Below are 13563 nucleotides of genomic sequence, written 5' to 3'. Positions count from 1 at the left end.
CCGTGCGTGGCAAGGCAGTGTATACCAGATTGCTCGTGAAGAAATGGGACATCTTGGGATCGCTTGCAATTTGCTTTCGGCAATAGGGTCCGGCCCCAAGATGGGACGCAGGTCGCTTCCAAGCGACACTGGTTACTTTCCTTTTCCTTTTGATCTCATCCCCTTCGGAGATGAAAGCCTATACCGCTTTCTAGTATTTGAGCTTCCGCGCGATTTTCCCTTGCCTCCCCCCCAGGATCGGATCTCGGCAGCGAAACCCTTATGGCAGCGGCTGCCGTTGTACCAGATCCACTTGAGTACGAATTCGTTGGAGAGCTCTATGAGAAGATTGCCTTCGGCTTTAAAGAAATACCGGAAAGTGAGTTGTTTATCGGCCCTCAAAGTGCGCAATCGGATAATAATTGGTCAGACCCCTCCCTAGACATTCGGGTGATTTCCGATCGTGCGAGCGCACTCGCGGCGATCCAGAACGTTATCGAGGACGGTGAAGGAACGCCTGCAAACTCGGCGAACTCTCACTACGCTGGATTTCTTCGCATAAGAGAAAGGTACTTTGCTGAAGGGCGCTTTGAGGCCGCTCGCCTGGTTCCTCGAAATCCTGTCACGCGCACACCTCCCGGTCGCGAAAGCGTTTCACTTATTACCAATCCAACTAGTCGGTCTCTAGTGGAACTCTTTAACGCTTCATACGGAACGATGCTGTTCTTGCTGCAGCACTACTTCTCAATTGCGCCGCGCACTCAGGCTGAAGCTAGGTTTCGCCTTGAACTGCAGCGCGCCAGCCAGAGGATTATGAGTGTGGCGGTGCGTCCACTCGCTGAGGAGGCGACGCTGGTTCCGCTAGGTGACCCCCAAGATCCAGAGCGTGCCGGCCCAAGCTTTGAGATTTATTCAGATGTTTCGCTTTCGCCGTTTCCAGATGCGCGCCTTCCGATAACGCTTGAACGCCTTGACGCGTTGATTCAGGGCTGCGCGTCACTTGGCCAGGAGCGCCCTCGCGTTTCCACAATTGGAGAGACTTTGATGGTCTTGAGAGAGGATTTGGCAAGAGCAGGGAGTGAAGCCTGATGCTATCTATATACTTTTCGGGTTGGGCTCAGTGTAGGTTGGCAACTGATCCGGACCCGTATGACGATGCGCGCGGTGTTTCAGGCTATATGCAAGCCTACGCGGGTGAACCGGATCTCGATCGCATCATCCGGTTCCAGAAAGGAGGTTTCGCGAGAACTCTATCTCCTGAGGTCGGTGTCTCGGTTCGTTCGGTATTCGTTGACGGCACGCGGCAAGAATCTCACCCTTTAGTCGGTGCTGCGGTCGACCTCCTCGACAACCCCGTGTTTGAAGGTCGCAATGGCGTAATTGCGGAGGATGCTCTTGAGCCGGTTGCGCCATTCAACTTGCAGTTTCGGCGTGATACCGAATCGTTTTCGCGAGGAACAGTGCCTAGTGACCCGCGCATTCCTGCGAGATTTCGTGAGTTTAACGCTGTGGGATTTGATATCGATCCCGGACTGATTGAACGGGAAACGGGAATCGCAGATCTGCGAGCAGTCTGGCGCAATCGTCTGTCTGAATTGCAGGGTCAGGTCGCGACCGCTGATCCAGACGAGCTTCCGGGACTTGAAGAGAGGATCACGTTTCTTGAGCGTAACCTTCAAGCGGGAGGTGGAGCAGCGCGCTTTTTTCCAGCCCGCATGATGTGGGACTATGCTCTGAAGTCGGAGATCCAAGAGGAAGGGGGCGGCACCCCCTCCCTTCTACCCGATTTTTCACCGACAACGAGTTCATGGCGAGCGACCTTCTGGTTTGGCGCTTGGGATGCCGATGCTCAAATGTTCTTTGTTTCAGGACAGCTAGAAATCAACGCGTCCGACGTCCAACCGCTTCGACCGCTAAGGAGAAGGCCAGAGCGCTTATCCGATGTGGTCGCGCAATCGGATCATTGACCTCGTGCCCAATATCTTGCTCCGCGCACCGGAGAGCCCAGTTCGCGCTACCACGCTTTGAGAGTTTCCGCGGCTACCTGCTCTGTCAACAAAGTTGGAGGCCGGTTTCGCCTGAAATCGAGGGGGCTGGAGGGAAACGCCGTAGCGGGAATGGCGGAGCCGATGTACCGTAGACATGCGCTGGTGGCCGGGGATGCACCGCGCCGAGGCGCGTTTTGACAGCCGCACCCCTGACGGCGGGCAGAAATGAGCACAACGAAAAAATGGACGTAGAAGAAATTGCGGCATTCCGTTCCGATCTCATTGAAGTCATCGCTCCTAAAATGGATATTTCTATTTATCCTGCTCATGGCGGTCATTGTCTTGCCCTTCGTCTTCTTCGAAGAGCAGATTGAGGCGCTGGTCAATTCAGCGATAGGGGCGCACCCCAGCGAGTCCATACTCGCGGCGCTGATCGGGGGCGCGCTAACACTTGACGTGGTTTTGCCGGTGCCCTCTAGCCTCGTGAACACCTTGGCTGGTGTGTCCTTGGGCTTTGTTGTCGGAACGCTTGTTTGTTGGGCCGGCATGACGCTTGGCTGCCTCTTCGGGTACTGGATCGGGGCGACCGGAGGCACGGCGTTGATCCGCAGGCTCATGGGCGAGGCGGAGCTGGCGCGCGCCGAAAGCCTGGCGGTGTGCAGGGGTGGATCGGCCCTAGTTGTGATGCGCGCAGCGCCAGTGCTGGCGGAGGCCTCGGTCATAGCGGCAGGTGCGGCGCGCTACCCGCTCCGGCCGTTCATTCTGCTGACGAGTTTGGCCAATCTCGGGATCGGGGCCGCCTATGCCGGTATCGGCGCTTATGCTTGGTCCACCAATTCCTTTCTGGTGGCCTTCGCGGGCGCGGTTGGCATCCCAATTCTGGCCTACGCTGGAATGCGCGCCATCTCGCGGTTGAACGGCATAGCCATTGGCGCGTTGCCTGCGGATCCGGATAGCCCTATCGAGCCGCAAGCTTGCGAATTCGTGGTTCCCTATAGCTATCCGGTGGTTTTCACCCGGGGCCTGTTCGACTCGGCCAATCCCTCCTTAGTAGACGCTTTGGCCAGCGGCAGCGCGGACAAGGCCAAGTGCGTAGTCCTAGTCGATGATGGCGTAGCGCGCGCAGATCCCGAGTTGGAGAGACGCTTATCAGTTTACTTCTCGGCGCATGCGGACTGGATCACACTTCTCGAAGCGCCGTGGCGTGTCCCCGGCGGTGAGGCCATCAAGCATGGGTTCGACCACATCCCAGACCTGTACCGCCTGCTTATTCGACACGGTGTCGACCGGCATTCCTACGTCATCGCCATCGGAGGCGGCGCGGTGCTGGATGCCGTGGGGTTTGCGGCTGCGACCGCCCATCGGGGCATCCGCCATATCCGCATTCCGACCACGGTGTTGAGCCAGAATGACAGCGGCGTTGGCGTCAAGAATGCGGTGAACTTCGACGGCGTGAAAAACTATGTCGGCACCTTTGCGCCACCGATGGCGGTGCTCAACGACTTCGAGTTCCTCGACAAGCTGCCCCGTCGCGAGCGCATCGCGGGTATCGCGGAGGCGATCAAGGTAGCACTCATCCGCGATCGCGGCTTCTTCCTCTGGCTGGAAAAGCATGCAGAAGCGCTCAGCCGTTTCGAGCCACGGGCCGAGGAGCACATGATCCGTCGCTCCGCTGAACTGCACCTGCGCCAGATCGCACGTGGTGGGGATCCCTTCGAGAGCGGATCGGCCCGGCCGCTCGATTTCGGGCATTGGTCGGCTCACAAGCTCGAAGCCATTACCCAACATGAGGTGCGGCACGGCGAAGCGGTCGCCATCGGGATTGCCCTCGATGCGCGCTATTCTGTGTCGACCGGGCTCCTGCCGGCGGGCGAGGACCAGAGGATTGCAGAGCTCCTGGACCGGATCGGCTTGCCGACGTGGCATCCCGCGCTTGAGGAGCAAGGCGAGGATGGCGCGCCGCTGCTGCTGCAGGGCATGCGGGAGTTCCAGGAGCATCTGGGCGGTGCGCTGACCGTCACGCTGCTCAAGGAGATCGGCGTCGGGATCGAGGTGCACGAGATGGACGAGGCGCGGGTGCTAGATGCGATCTCCTGGCTCAAGGCCCGGAGTGCAGCAGCATGAAACTGCCCCACGGGCTGGGCCACCTGACCTATTGTCTCAACATTCATGCGACACAGACTTGTGCGGAAGTCATGTCTGCCCTGACCGGCCCCGCCGCGGAAGTGAAGGCCGTGGTGGCTGGGGATGCCGCCTTCGCCATTGGACTACGGTTTTCGGGTGAAGCCTTGGAAGAACTCGCCGATCCGGCCAAGCGCGCGGCGCTCAAGTCTGTCCTCGATCAGCACGGCTTCGAGGCTGTCACCGTAAACGGATTTCCCTATGGTCGCTTCCACGGCACCCGCGTCAAGGAAGAGGCCTACCAGCCCGATTGGCGCAGCGAGGAACGTGTGCGCTACACGAATGCACTGGCCGACCTGATGGCGGACCTTGCCCCTGCAGGCAACATCGTCAGCTTGAGCACCGTGCCGGGCACCTTCAAACCGCTCGCGGTTGGAGCAGAGTCGCAGATTGCCGACAACATCCTGCGGTCGGTGGCGCATCTCATGGCGCTTGAAGCGAGAACAGGCGTGAGAATTGCGCTGGCCATCGAACCTGAACCGGCTTGTTTTATCGAGACGGTCGCGGAGGCGGTGGCCTTTTTCGAAACACATCTCTTCGGGGCGGCAGCGGCGGCCTGGGTGGCCGCGCTGTCGGGGCTCAGCGAAGAGGAGGCAGCGCGCTCGCTGCCCCGCCACCTTGGCCTTTGCTATGATGTCTGCCACGCGGCGGTGGAATACGAGGACCCGGCAGGCAGCCTCGCCGTGTTGCGCGCGGCCGGTATCCCGGTGCACAAGCTGCAGCTCAGCGCGGCGCTGCTCATCCCCGAGGTCACGGCTCAGGCAAGGCAAGCGCTCGGCGCGTATGCTGAGCCCACCTACCTGCATCAGGTCATCCGCCGTACCGCCGACGGTTTGAAGAACGAACTGGATTTACCGGATGCCTTGGCACGCGGCGCTGAAACCGATGGCGAGGAGTGGCGCGTGCATTTCCACGTGCCGGTCTTCATCCGCGACCTTGGGGCTTTCTCCTCGACGCGCGACTTTCTGGCCGAGATCCTCGCACTGCACCGGACCAGTCCGGTCTCGCCACATCTCGAAATCGAGACCTATACCTGGGACGTTCTGCCGAAGGGCTTGCGCGGGGCGACCGTTGCGGAGGATATCGGGCGAGAATTCGCTTGGGTCCTGGGCGAGTTGACGAGGTGAGCGTCAAGGTCTGGCTGACACTCGGGCGGATCTCAAACCTGCCGACGGTGTGGACAAATGCACTGGCGGGGGCCGTTATGGTGGGGTCGCCAGCAACCGGCCCGGTGGTGCTCGCAGTGCTCGCGCTGACCGCATTTTATATCGGGGGAATGTGGCTGAACGACGCCTTCGATGCCGAGATCGACGCGCGGGAGCGGGCTAACAGACCCATACCCAACGGCGAGATCACGCGGCAGGCCGTGTTTCGCGGCGGCTTTAGCCTGCTCCTTGCCGGCATCGTCCTTGCCTTTCCCGGCGGTGCCGCCGCCGGCCTTGTCGGACTGTGCCTGGCGGGCGTGATCCTGCTCTATGATTGGCTGCACAAGCGCACGGTGCTCAGCCCCGTCATCATGGGGGCTACGCGGTTTCTGAGCTATATCCTTGCCGCCGTGGCCTCAGGTCACATCACCGGGGACGTGCTCCTGAGCGCGTTCGGGCTTATGGCCTATACAGCGGGGCTCACCTACGCCGCGAAACAGGAAGCCTATGACCGGCTCGACAATGCTTGGCCGCTGCTCGTGCTGATCGCGCCGCTGCTCTATGCCCTCTGGCAGGCGGACAACACCCCGGTCGCGCTTGCGCTCTGGGTCGGGTTGATCGCCGTGGTCGGGTTGGCGTTGCGCCGGCTCTTCCGCCGCGGTTCCGGGGACGTGCCCAAGGCAGTGATCACGCTCATCGCCGGGATGGCGCTCTACGATGCGGTCCTGATCGCAGGCGCGGGACATTCCCTACTCGCATGGGTCGCAGTGGCAGGGTTTGTCCTGACGCTGGGCCTGCAGCGCCTAGTCTCGGGGACCTGATCAGGCAAAGACGTGGTCGAGCATCAGTTGCTTGAACGCCGTGGCCGCGACAGGTCCATCAGGCAGGAGGTCCGGCGCGGATGAGATCACCAGCGGCCCGTCCTCGGGATCGTCGGTTGGCCGCCCGTGGGTGCCTTTCACGAGCCTCGTATCCTTGGGCGAGATCACATCCATCAACTGGCGCTGACCCAGCCTACGCTTGGCAAGTTTCCAGGCAGTCTGCAGCTTGGCGAGCGGCAGTTCCGGGTCGATAAACAATTCCACGGGATCGTAGCCCGGCTTGCGGTGGATATCGACGGTGCGCGCGAAATCGGGGGCCTTGGTATCGTCGAGCCAATAGTAATAGCTGAACCACCGATCCGGTTTGGCCAGCGCGATCAACTCGCCGGAGCGGGGATGGTCTAGGCCATTGGCACGTTTGCCCTCCTCATCCCAAACACACTCCACACCGTCGAGGCCGTCCAGAAGGGTCCGGACTTCGGCGAGGCGTGCCGGATCCTTTATGTAGACATGGGCAATCTGGTGATCGGCCACGGCGAAGGCCTCGGACGCACCCGCATCGAGGATCTCCCGTCCATGCTCCTCGGGGCGCACGGCGACGAAACCGGCGGCGCGCAGCGCACGGTTGATATGCACGGCGTCCTTGGCAGGAGTTATCCCATATTCCGAGACAACCACGATGCGGCGGCCGGTGCGCTCGGAAAAGGCAATCAGTTCGCCGCATAGCGCGTCCACCTCGCGCAGATCCTGCTGCAGGCGCGGATGATCGAGGTCCGGTCCCAGCCTCTGCAGGTTGTAGTCGAGATGCGGTAGGTAAGTCAGTGTCAGCGTCGGATCGCGCGTTTCCATGACGTGCAGCGTTGCCTTGGCGATCCAGTCCGACGAAGTGATATCCGCGAGGGGCCCCCAGAATTTGAAAAGCGGGAATTGCCCGAGTTTCGCGTCAAGCTCATCGTGCAGTTCGGGCGGGTACGCATAGTGATCGGGGATCTTGCGGCCGTCAGCGGGATACATCGGGCGGGGCGTCGCCGACCAATCCGCGCTCGAATACATGTTGTACCACCAAAACATCTTGGCGCAGGTGAAGCTGGGATCGCGCGCGCGTCCCGCCTCCCAGATCTTCTCTCCCGCGACAAGCTGGTTGGGCTGGCGCCACAGCAGCACCTCGGAGAGATCGCGGAAGAACCACCCGTTCGCCACCGCTCCGTGACCCGCTGGCGGCAGGCCCGTCACCAGCGTGGACTGAACCGTGCACGTCACCGCGGGCATGACCGTGGTCAGCGGACGTAGCCCGCCGCCCCCTGCCAGCTTTTGCAGGTGCGGCGTGAGCGGCCCGACAAGGCGCGGACTCAGCCCCACGACGAGAATCACCAATGTTTTGTTCATCCTCGCCAACGTCCTAAAATAGCTCTGGCATTGCAAGAAATACGCCTTTGCGTGATCTCGGACCTGTCCTAGTCTGATTGCACTTGGAGGGGGTTCGGTGTGACACTGGCGGCAAAATTGCTTCGAACGTGGGTGCTGGCACAAGCCGGGGGCGAGGCGCATTGGTTGACGCAGTCGCTGGACCGGGTCGCTTCTGCTTCTCAGGAGCGCGACCTCTACATCTTCATGGGTCTGGCACCTCGACGTCTCGGCAAGTCGGATTTGGCGCTGGGGGCCGACGATCTCGCCGCGGCCGATGCCGCATGCCCGGGCTGGTCGCCCAAAGGCTGGAGCATCGACGGGGCAGCCCGCGTCCTAGCGCTTCTGACCGCGCCGCCGACCCGCGCCTTCGCCGACCGTTTCAAGGATTTGCGCCGCACCGCGGACGTCGCGGAGATGATCGCGCTCTACCGCGGACTACCGCTCTATCCCGAACCCGACCGCCTGCATTTTGAGGTCGGCGAAGGGCTGCGCTCCAACATCAAGGCCGTTTTCGAGAGCATCGCGCATCACAACCCGTTCCCGCGCGATCATTTCGACGACCACCGCTGGAACCAAATGATCCTCAAGGCACTCTTCGTCGAAAGCCGTCTCGCGTCGGTGGTCGGGCTCGAGGCACGGTCCAATCCGGATCTCGCGCGAATGCTGGTGGACTACGCGGAAGAACGCATCGCTGCGGACCGCCCCGTGCCGGAAGACCTCTGGATTCCCCTCAGGCCGTTTCACAACACGCCCGGCGTCGCTGCGATCCTGCAGCGAGAGGAGGCTGCGCCATGATGCTCATCGACCCCCACGCCCATATGATTTCACGGACCACGGACGACTACCAAGCCATGGCGGATGCCGGGGTCGTTGCGCTGATCGAGCCCGCGTTCTGGGTGGGCCAGCCGCGCACCTTCGTGGGCACATATGTCGATTACCTCTCGACGATCGTGGGCTGGGAGCGGTTCCGGGCGGGCCAATTCGGCATCCGGCATTACTGCACCGTCGGGCTGAACTCAAAGGAAGCCAACAACGAGGAACTGGCCGAGGGCGTCATGGACTGGCTTCCCCGTTTTGCGCTCAAGGAAGGCGTCGTGGCGATTGGCGAGATCGGCTATGACGAGCAAACCCCGCTGGAGGACAAGTATTTCCGGTCGCAGCTCGAGCTTGCCGAGGAGCTGAACCTGCCGGTGATGATCCACACGCCCCATCGCGACAAGAAGCGCGGCACCTCCCGCTCGATGGATGTCTGCGAAGAGCACGGGATCGATCCGGGCATGGTGATCGTGGACCACAATAACGAGGAGACCGTGGCCGAAACGCTGCAGCGCGGATTCTGGGCCGGGTTTTCAATCTACCCGTCGACCAAGATGGGCAATGCCCGCATGGTGGAAATCCTACGACAATACGGCGGAGAGCGCATCATCGTCGACAGCGCCTGCGACTGGGGGATCTCTGACTGCCTCGGCGTAGCAAAGACCGCTCAACTGGCGTTGGAGCGCGGCATCCCGAAGGAGACGGTGCAAAAGGTCTGTTACCAGAACGCGCTCGACGCCTACGGACAGTCCGGTCAAATGAAGGAAGAGGATTGGCTGGAGCCACCGGCCATCGACCAGCGCACGCTGTTCGAGGGCAACTCAATCCTGCGCGGCGGGCGGGAGCCACATATTGAGGAGCCGGGTGATCGACGGCAAAGAAATCTCTTAATCGAGTAGTGGCGGCCCTATCCTGTAGGTTTTCTGACGATGTGGCTAGGGTCCTGAATTTCATAAGTGGCACGCCCCCGCCTGTTCCCGCATAACGGCGTAGTCGCTCAGCATCTCGGCGATCACCGATTCCTCCGGCAGCGGGACCAGCTCCTTTGCCGCCCGTGCCTGGAACTCCCGGCTGTACTCGATAACTGGCGGACATGCCCCGAGGCTGCCGACGTCAGAAGCTCCCGTCGCGCAGCCGCTCAGCCAGATCGTCGCGAGAACGAGGGCGACGTGCTGCCGCCTCGAGCATCCGCCTTTGTACGTCATGGGTTTTCTCCATGGCCTCGAGCCGTTGGGCCAGACGCCCGGCGCGCGCGCCGGAGCGGCGCAGGGCCAGCAGAAACAGAAGGATCGCGAGGGCGGTCGCCGTAGCGGAGCGCCGCGCGCGCCCATGGGCTCGCGGCGATACCACCCAGCAAGGCGGCAATCATCGCTGCCCCCGTTTCCAATCGTCGAGCCGGGCGTAGATCGTGACTGCGATTCCGGCGAGCGCCACGGCGATGAACACCCAGCGCGGGGTGTCGAGATGCGGCACGAGCGGCAGGATGGCGGTCTGCGTCTCCGCCATGACGCTCTGTGCTACCTCGACGCTCGCCGCACCCAGCGTCGCCATACCGGCCGCCCCGCCGCCCTTCATGGTGCGGCTGTCGGCCAGCACTTCGTGCGCGGGCGGCGTCTCAGTTGCGAGCGCCGTCTCCCGCATCGGGAACCGCTCGACCCACAGGCGGGCTGGGCCAGGTCGATGTGACGTAGAGGTGGCGGTAACGAACGGCAGGTTTCGGAAATTCTAAACTGCTCGTTTAATGACCGAAAAGGGGGCGCTAAGCTGACCTCCGTCGCGTATAGTGCAAATGGCCGCGTCGGGCCGAAAGCCGGAATGGCCAACATGATCGAATTGCGGTTTCGAATAGTGCTCGCGTCGCGAGTCCCACTGACGCAAAATATAATATTCGAACGCCCTTTAGGGCTTCGATCTGAAGCTTGCCCGCGCTGGGCAGTTACACGCCAAACAACTCATTTATCGTCAGGATCCGCTGCACGGTGTGGACGTGCTCGATCGGGATCTCGATGGTCGCGGCCGGGTTGATCTGCTGAACAACAATGCGGTCTGCTGTTCGGCGGACAAGCGTTTTGATGTACGCTTGGCCTGGATCGTCGTTCCAGCGACGGGTTTGAACGATCACGGTACAGCCAGGTTGAACCGGCCGATGCGGGTGCACAAACCGCAGGTCGCCCGGTTTGTGCTCGGGCGACATGGAGTCGCCGGTGATGTAGATCGCGTATAGATCCTTGGCGTCGACGAGCGCCGGCGGACGCCGGACGTAGTCGATTGGACCGTCCATTGCGAAGCCTTCAAAATCACCGTGGATCAATGACCCGGCCGCAGTCCCCATCACAGGAACGTCGTTTCGCGTTGGTTGCGTTGCAGGAGAGGGGCTGAAGTCTGCCGTTTGAGTGAAACGATCCTGCTCGGCGTCGTGGCCGGTCAGCAGCCAGCCTGGCGGCACGCGTAGAACGTCCGCCAGGCGTTCGAGCGTGCTGCCGCGCGGCTTGCGATTTGGTTCTCGCGCAAGGTTTCGTATCGCATCGCGGCTCAGGCCGGCCTGCACGGCGGCGGCCTCGCGGCTCAAGCCCAATTCCTTGAGACGCGCGTCGATGCGTAAAACGATTGGATTGTCGCCAAGCTCGGTCATGCGGTCATATTACCGCAGAATTGTGCACAACTAAATGCGGTAAATTTTGTTGACAAAGCGGTTTTAGTACCGCATTTGTGATTGCATGAACCTGAGAACACACATCCTCACTCTCGCCGATGCCTACGCTTCAGCCACGTCACTGTCGCGATCACGGGTTTCCACCATCGTTTTCGGCGACGGCAAAGTGCTCGATCGCATCGCCAAGGGCGGCGATATCACCACACGACGTTTGGAAACAGCGGTCCGTTGGTTCGATGGGCACTGGCCTATGGATATCGAGCGTCCTGTCATGACCATCGATTTTCTGTCGTGGACGAGCAGCAACCGAGCGGCGAATACATCATCGGTCGACCCGTCCGAGAATGCACCCCGCAACCCCGCTGCAAATGCGGAGGGTTCGGCATGAAGCTGGCGCGCGCTTCCACGGATCATCAGCGCAACGCGCTCAAGCTGGCGATGAAGCGCCAGATAAAAGCCTGCGCCGGGCAGGAATCCGCCGCATCGATCACGCGCGTCGGGCCGCAGACGCTGTCCGACTACGCCAATGCCGCCAACGATCGTTATCGCGACATTCAGTGCCCGGTCGACGTCTTGCTTGACCTGACGCTCGACGGCGGTCCTGTGGCGTTGGTCGAACTGTGCCGACTTTCCGGTGGTGTCTTTGTGCCGCTGCCGGCGGTGGGCGCCGGCTCCGATTGGGCTCGTGAGATTGGTGATGTGGCGCGCGAGGCCGGCCAAGCGGTGTCGCGGCTTTGCGAGGCCTTGTCCACCGGCGGCACGATCACCGTCGATGAGTCCCGAGACATGGATCTGAGGCGCGAGGTCAAGGAAGCGATCGAGGCGCTGGCCGCCGTCGACATGCACCTGCAGCATCTTGAAGAGACCGATGACAAACCGGCGAGGGCAGGGGCATGAATACGGCTGTTCAGTTTTTGGCGCATGTCTCCTTCGACGTGGATGCGGCCTTGCTGCGTGTCGACGACTGGTTTGCGGCGTCGCTGGCACGCATTGCGCAAGCGGCACTGGCGCCCGACGCTGTCCCTGGCCTCGACGCTGACCCTTACCTTGACGCTGGCCTCGATCCTGGCGAGGACGTGGATCTCGACGACCAGGTGGATCCCACCTGGGAGGCGCGGGCGCAGGCTGCCAACAATGCCTTGCTGGCGCGCTTGAGGCTGGCCCACGAGGTGACCTCAAATGGGGAGGCCGAGGCGATCCTGCGCTGGCTCGACACGATGTCGATCGGCGTTGATGTTCCGGCCTTTTGTGACCCGGGCTCACCAGTCGAGGCATTGATGGCCGGCGTCCAGGGCCGGCACCGCGTTTCCACCAGCGAGCTTTTCGGCCAGGACAAAACCCGGATGGTCGTCGATGCCCGCGACGCGTTGTTTCACGGGCTGCGGCACGAGCTGCAGTGGTCGGTGGGCCAAATTGCCCGCTGGTACAGCGCGCACCGCATTGGTGCGGCGGGGCAAACGGGGCGTGCAACCGTGCGCAAGGCCGTTGCGCGCCACGAAGGCAAGCGGGTGTCCGGATGAGGCCCCGCATTCTCACAGACCAAAGGGCGCCGCGTCGCGCGCTTGAACGCAACGCGACTTCCGTCCTGGCGGGGCTTGCCGATCTCTATGCGGCCCATCCGGGCGGGATCACGGCCGCCGTTTTGATCGCGGCGCACGGATTGCACCTGCGTTCGGCCTCCATCGTTCTGATCGAACTGGTCGTCTCCAGACAGGTGGCGTTTCACGCGACGCCGCAAGGCTATGTCACGGCGGTCTGGCCGTTGGATGCATTGCCGCCGATGGGCGCCGATGAACGCACGCTTCTGCGTCTGGTCGCAACTGAGGTGCGAGCGGGTCCGGTCTCCATTGATCGCCTGGCGACCGTGAGCGCGGTGTCCCGCTCGGTCACGGCGGTTCTGGCCAGCCGGCTCGCTGTCAAAGGCGTGCTGAGCCTGGTCGAGACCCGGTCCGGGCGCACTGTCCAAATCACCGAGCGGTATCGCGATGCGCGGTGAACCCTTCATCGGCGCGCATGCGGTCCGGCTGGAAACGGGCGCGGAATACGTGCGGCTTTGCCTGCCGCGCGACGGCACCGGGCCGCGGCTCGACCGCACCGAGATTGAGCGCTTGCGGGGCTTGCTCACAAAGGCTGAGGCCGAACTGGACAGTCTGCCGGACGATGGTCAGCGGCACGTGGTGCCGATCCTGGGGGAACCATGGTGAGCGCCGAATTTTTGATCCGCTTCGCCGAGTCGCTGGAGGCCCGCCCATGATCCGCTGGATGCGCTTCGTCCTGCTGACGGACTTTGTTCACTTTCTGGCTGCGGGCTGGGTGGTTGCGGACGATCTGCACGGCACGCACCACGGCGCCTGGTCGATCCTGATGGAATGGAAGGGGGAGGGCGAGCCATGTTGACGAGTTTCGAAGAAGGCGCCCTTGCCATGGCGATGGAGCGTGCCCGCAGGCGGTGGGAGCGAACCGACGCGGAAGCCGATTACACCAATTTCCTGGAGGCGGAGAACCGCTGGATGCGATGCCGGCTAGGACAACTCTGTGCGGCGGTCGCACAGCGCCCGCGCGGTGAGGTGGCC

Annotated in this window: 18 protein-coding genes; 14 read left to right on the top strand and 4 right to left on the bottom strand. The window is 62.2% G+C overall.

The window, feature by feature from the left end; all coding sequences use genetic code 11:
- Window positions 1–261 precede the first annotated feature (261 nt).
- From D1F64_RS14405 to D1F64_RS14385, 6 genes are all read left to right on the top strand, one after another.
- Window positions 262–1068: a ferritin-like domain-containing protein gene (locus tag D1F64_RS14405; protein WP_117412990.1), complete on the top strand. Its 807-nt coding sequence runs from the start codon at window positions 262–264 to the stop codon at window positions 1066–1068.
- Between the two features lie 38 nt (window positions 1069–1106).
- Window positions 1107–1946, top strand: coding sequence for a hypothetical protein (locus D1F64_RS23460; protein WP_162901570.1), 840 nt, complete (start codon window positions 1107–1109; stop codon window positions 1944–1946).
- Between the two features lie 215 nt (window positions 1947–2161).
- Window positions 2162–2341, top strand: coding sequence for a hypothetical protein (locus D1F64_RS23455; protein ID WP_162901569.1), 180 nt, complete (start codon window positions 2162–2164; stop codon window positions 2339–2341).
- The gene (locus tag D1F64_RS14395) at window positions 2295–4091 is read left to right on the top strand and encodes a 3-dehydroquinate synthase (RefSeq protein ID WP_162901568.1); all 1797 of its coding nucleotides are present in this window, start codon (window positions 2295–2297) and stop codon (window positions 4089–4091) included. Before D1F64_RS23455 ends, D1F64_RS14395 begins: the two co-directional genes overlap by 47 nt.
- The gene (eboE, locus tag D1F64_RS14390) at window positions 4088–5275 is read left to right on the top strand and encodes a metabolite traffic protein EboE (protein WP_117412987.1); all 1188 of its coding nucleotides are present in this window, start codon (window positions 4088–4090) and stop codon (window positions 5273–5275) included. The genes D1F64_RS14395 and eboE overlap by 4 nt, the downstream gene beginning before the upstream one ends.
- Complete coding sequence (locus tag D1F64_RS14385) at window positions 5272–6114, top strand: UbiA family prenyltransferase (RefSeq protein ID WP_205470480.1); 843 nt, start codon at window positions 5272–5274, stop codon at window positions 6112–6114. The genes eboE and D1F64_RS14385 overlap by 4 nt, the downstream gene beginning before the upstream one ends.
- On the opposite strand, the gene D1F64_RS14380 is transcribed toward D1F64_RS14385, so the two are convergent.
- The gene (locus tag D1F64_RS14380) at window positions 6115–7500 is read right to left on the bottom strand and encodes a nucleotide pyrophosphatase/phosphodiesterase family protein (protein WP_117412986.1); all 1386 of its coding nucleotides are present in this window, start codon (window positions 7498–7500) and stop codon (window positions 6115–6117) included. It abuts the gene before it with no gap.
- 99 nt (window positions 7501–7599) lie between these two features.
- On the opposite strand from D1F64_RS14380, the gene D1F64_RS14375 reads away from it, so the two are divergent.
- Both D1F64_RS14375 and D1F64_RS14370 read left to right on the top strand, forming a co-directional pair.
- Window positions 7600–8316 carry an EboA domain-containing protein gene (locus D1F64_RS14375; protein ID WP_162901567.1) on the top strand — a complete coding sequence of 239 codons (717 nt, stop codon included), beginning with the start codon at window positions 7600–7602 and terminating at the stop codon, window positions 8314–8316.
- Window positions 8313–9236: a TatD family hydrolase gene (locus D1F64_RS14370; protein WP_248304472.1), complete on the top strand. Its 924-nt coding sequence runs from the start codon at window positions 8313–8315 to the stop codon at window positions 9234–9236. The genes D1F64_RS14375 and D1F64_RS14370 overlap by 4 nt, the downstream gene beginning before the upstream one ends.
- 51 nt (window positions 9237–9287) lie before the next feature.
- Here D1F64_RS14370 and D1F64_RS14365 read toward each other — a convergent pair whose 3' ends face one another.
- The 3 genes from D1F64_RS14365 to D1F64_RS14350 form a co-directional block, all read right to left on the bottom strand.
- Window positions 9288–9542, bottom strand: a complete 255-nt coding sequence (locus D1F64_RS14365) for a hypothetical protein (protein ID WP_117412984.1) — start codon at window positions 9540–9542, stop codon at window positions 9288–9290.
- A 160-nt stretch (window positions 9543–9702) separates the two neighbouring features.
- A complete protein-coding gene (locus tag D1F64_RS14355) occupies window positions 9703–9978 on the bottom strand; it encodes a hypothetical protein (protein WP_205470479.1) in 276 nt (91 codons plus the stop codon).
- Window positions 9979–10273: 295 nt separating this feature from the next.
- Complete coding sequence (locus tag D1F64_RS14350; protein ID WP_117412982.1) at window positions 10274–10969, bottom strand: S24 family peptidase; 696 nt, start codon at window positions 10967–10969, stop codon at window positions 10274–10276.
- 85 nt (window positions 10970–11054) lie between these two features.
- On the opposite strand from D1F64_RS14350, the gene D1F64_RS14345 reads away from it, so the two are divergent.
- From D1F64_RS14345 to D1F64_RS23450, 6 genes are read left to right on the top strand one after another with little or no spacing between them, the layout of a single operon-like run.
- Window positions 11055–11378 (top strand): hypothetical protein, encoded by a 324-nt coding sequence (locus tag D1F64_RS14345; RefSeq protein WP_117412981.1) that lies wholly within the window; start codon window positions 11055–11057, stop codon window positions 11376–11378.
- On the top strand, window positions 11375–11887 hold the full coding sequence (locus tag D1F64_RS14340) for a hypothetical protein (RefSeq protein ID WP_117411779.1): 513 nt from the start codon (window positions 11375–11377) through the stop codon (window positions 11885–11887). Before D1F64_RS14345 ends, D1F64_RS14340 begins: the two co-directional genes overlap by 4 nt.
- Window positions 11884–12510 carry a hypothetical protein gene (locus D1F64_RS14335; RefSeq protein ID WP_117412980.1) on the top strand — a complete coding sequence of 209 codons (627 nt, stop codon included), beginning with the start codon at window positions 11884–11886 and terminating at the stop codon, window positions 12508–12510. Before D1F64_RS14340 ends, D1F64_RS14335 begins: the two co-directional genes overlap by 4 nt.
- Window positions 12507–12986 carry a hypothetical protein gene (locus D1F64_RS14330; protein WP_117412979.1) on the top strand — a complete coding sequence of 160 codons (480 nt, stop codon included), beginning with the start codon at window positions 12507–12509 and terminating at the stop codon, window positions 12984–12986. Before D1F64_RS14335 ends, D1F64_RS14330 begins: the two co-directional genes overlap by 4 nt.
- Entirely contained in the window at window positions 12976–13194 is a 219-nt protein-coding gene (locus tag D1F64_RS14325; protein ID WP_117412978.1) for a hypothetical protein, read from the top strand. The genes D1F64_RS14330 and D1F64_RS14325 overlap by 11 nt, the downstream gene beginning before the upstream one ends.
- 46 nt (window positions 13195–13240) lie before the next feature.
- Window positions 13241–13387: a hypothetical protein gene (locus D1F64_RS23450; protein WP_162901566.1), complete on the top strand. Its 147-nt coding sequence runs from the start codon at window positions 13241–13243 to the stop codon at window positions 13385–13387.
- The last annotated feature ends 176 nt before the right edge of the window (window positions 13388–13563 follow it).

It is taken from the genome of Breoghania sp. L-A4, from assembly GCF_003432385.1.
GTDB lineage: Bacteria > Pseudomonadota > Alphaproteobacteria > Rhizobiales > Stappiaceae > Breoghania.
Note: the sequence above shows the minus strand (reverse complement) of the source record. Positions and strands in the feature narration are given on the sequence as shown.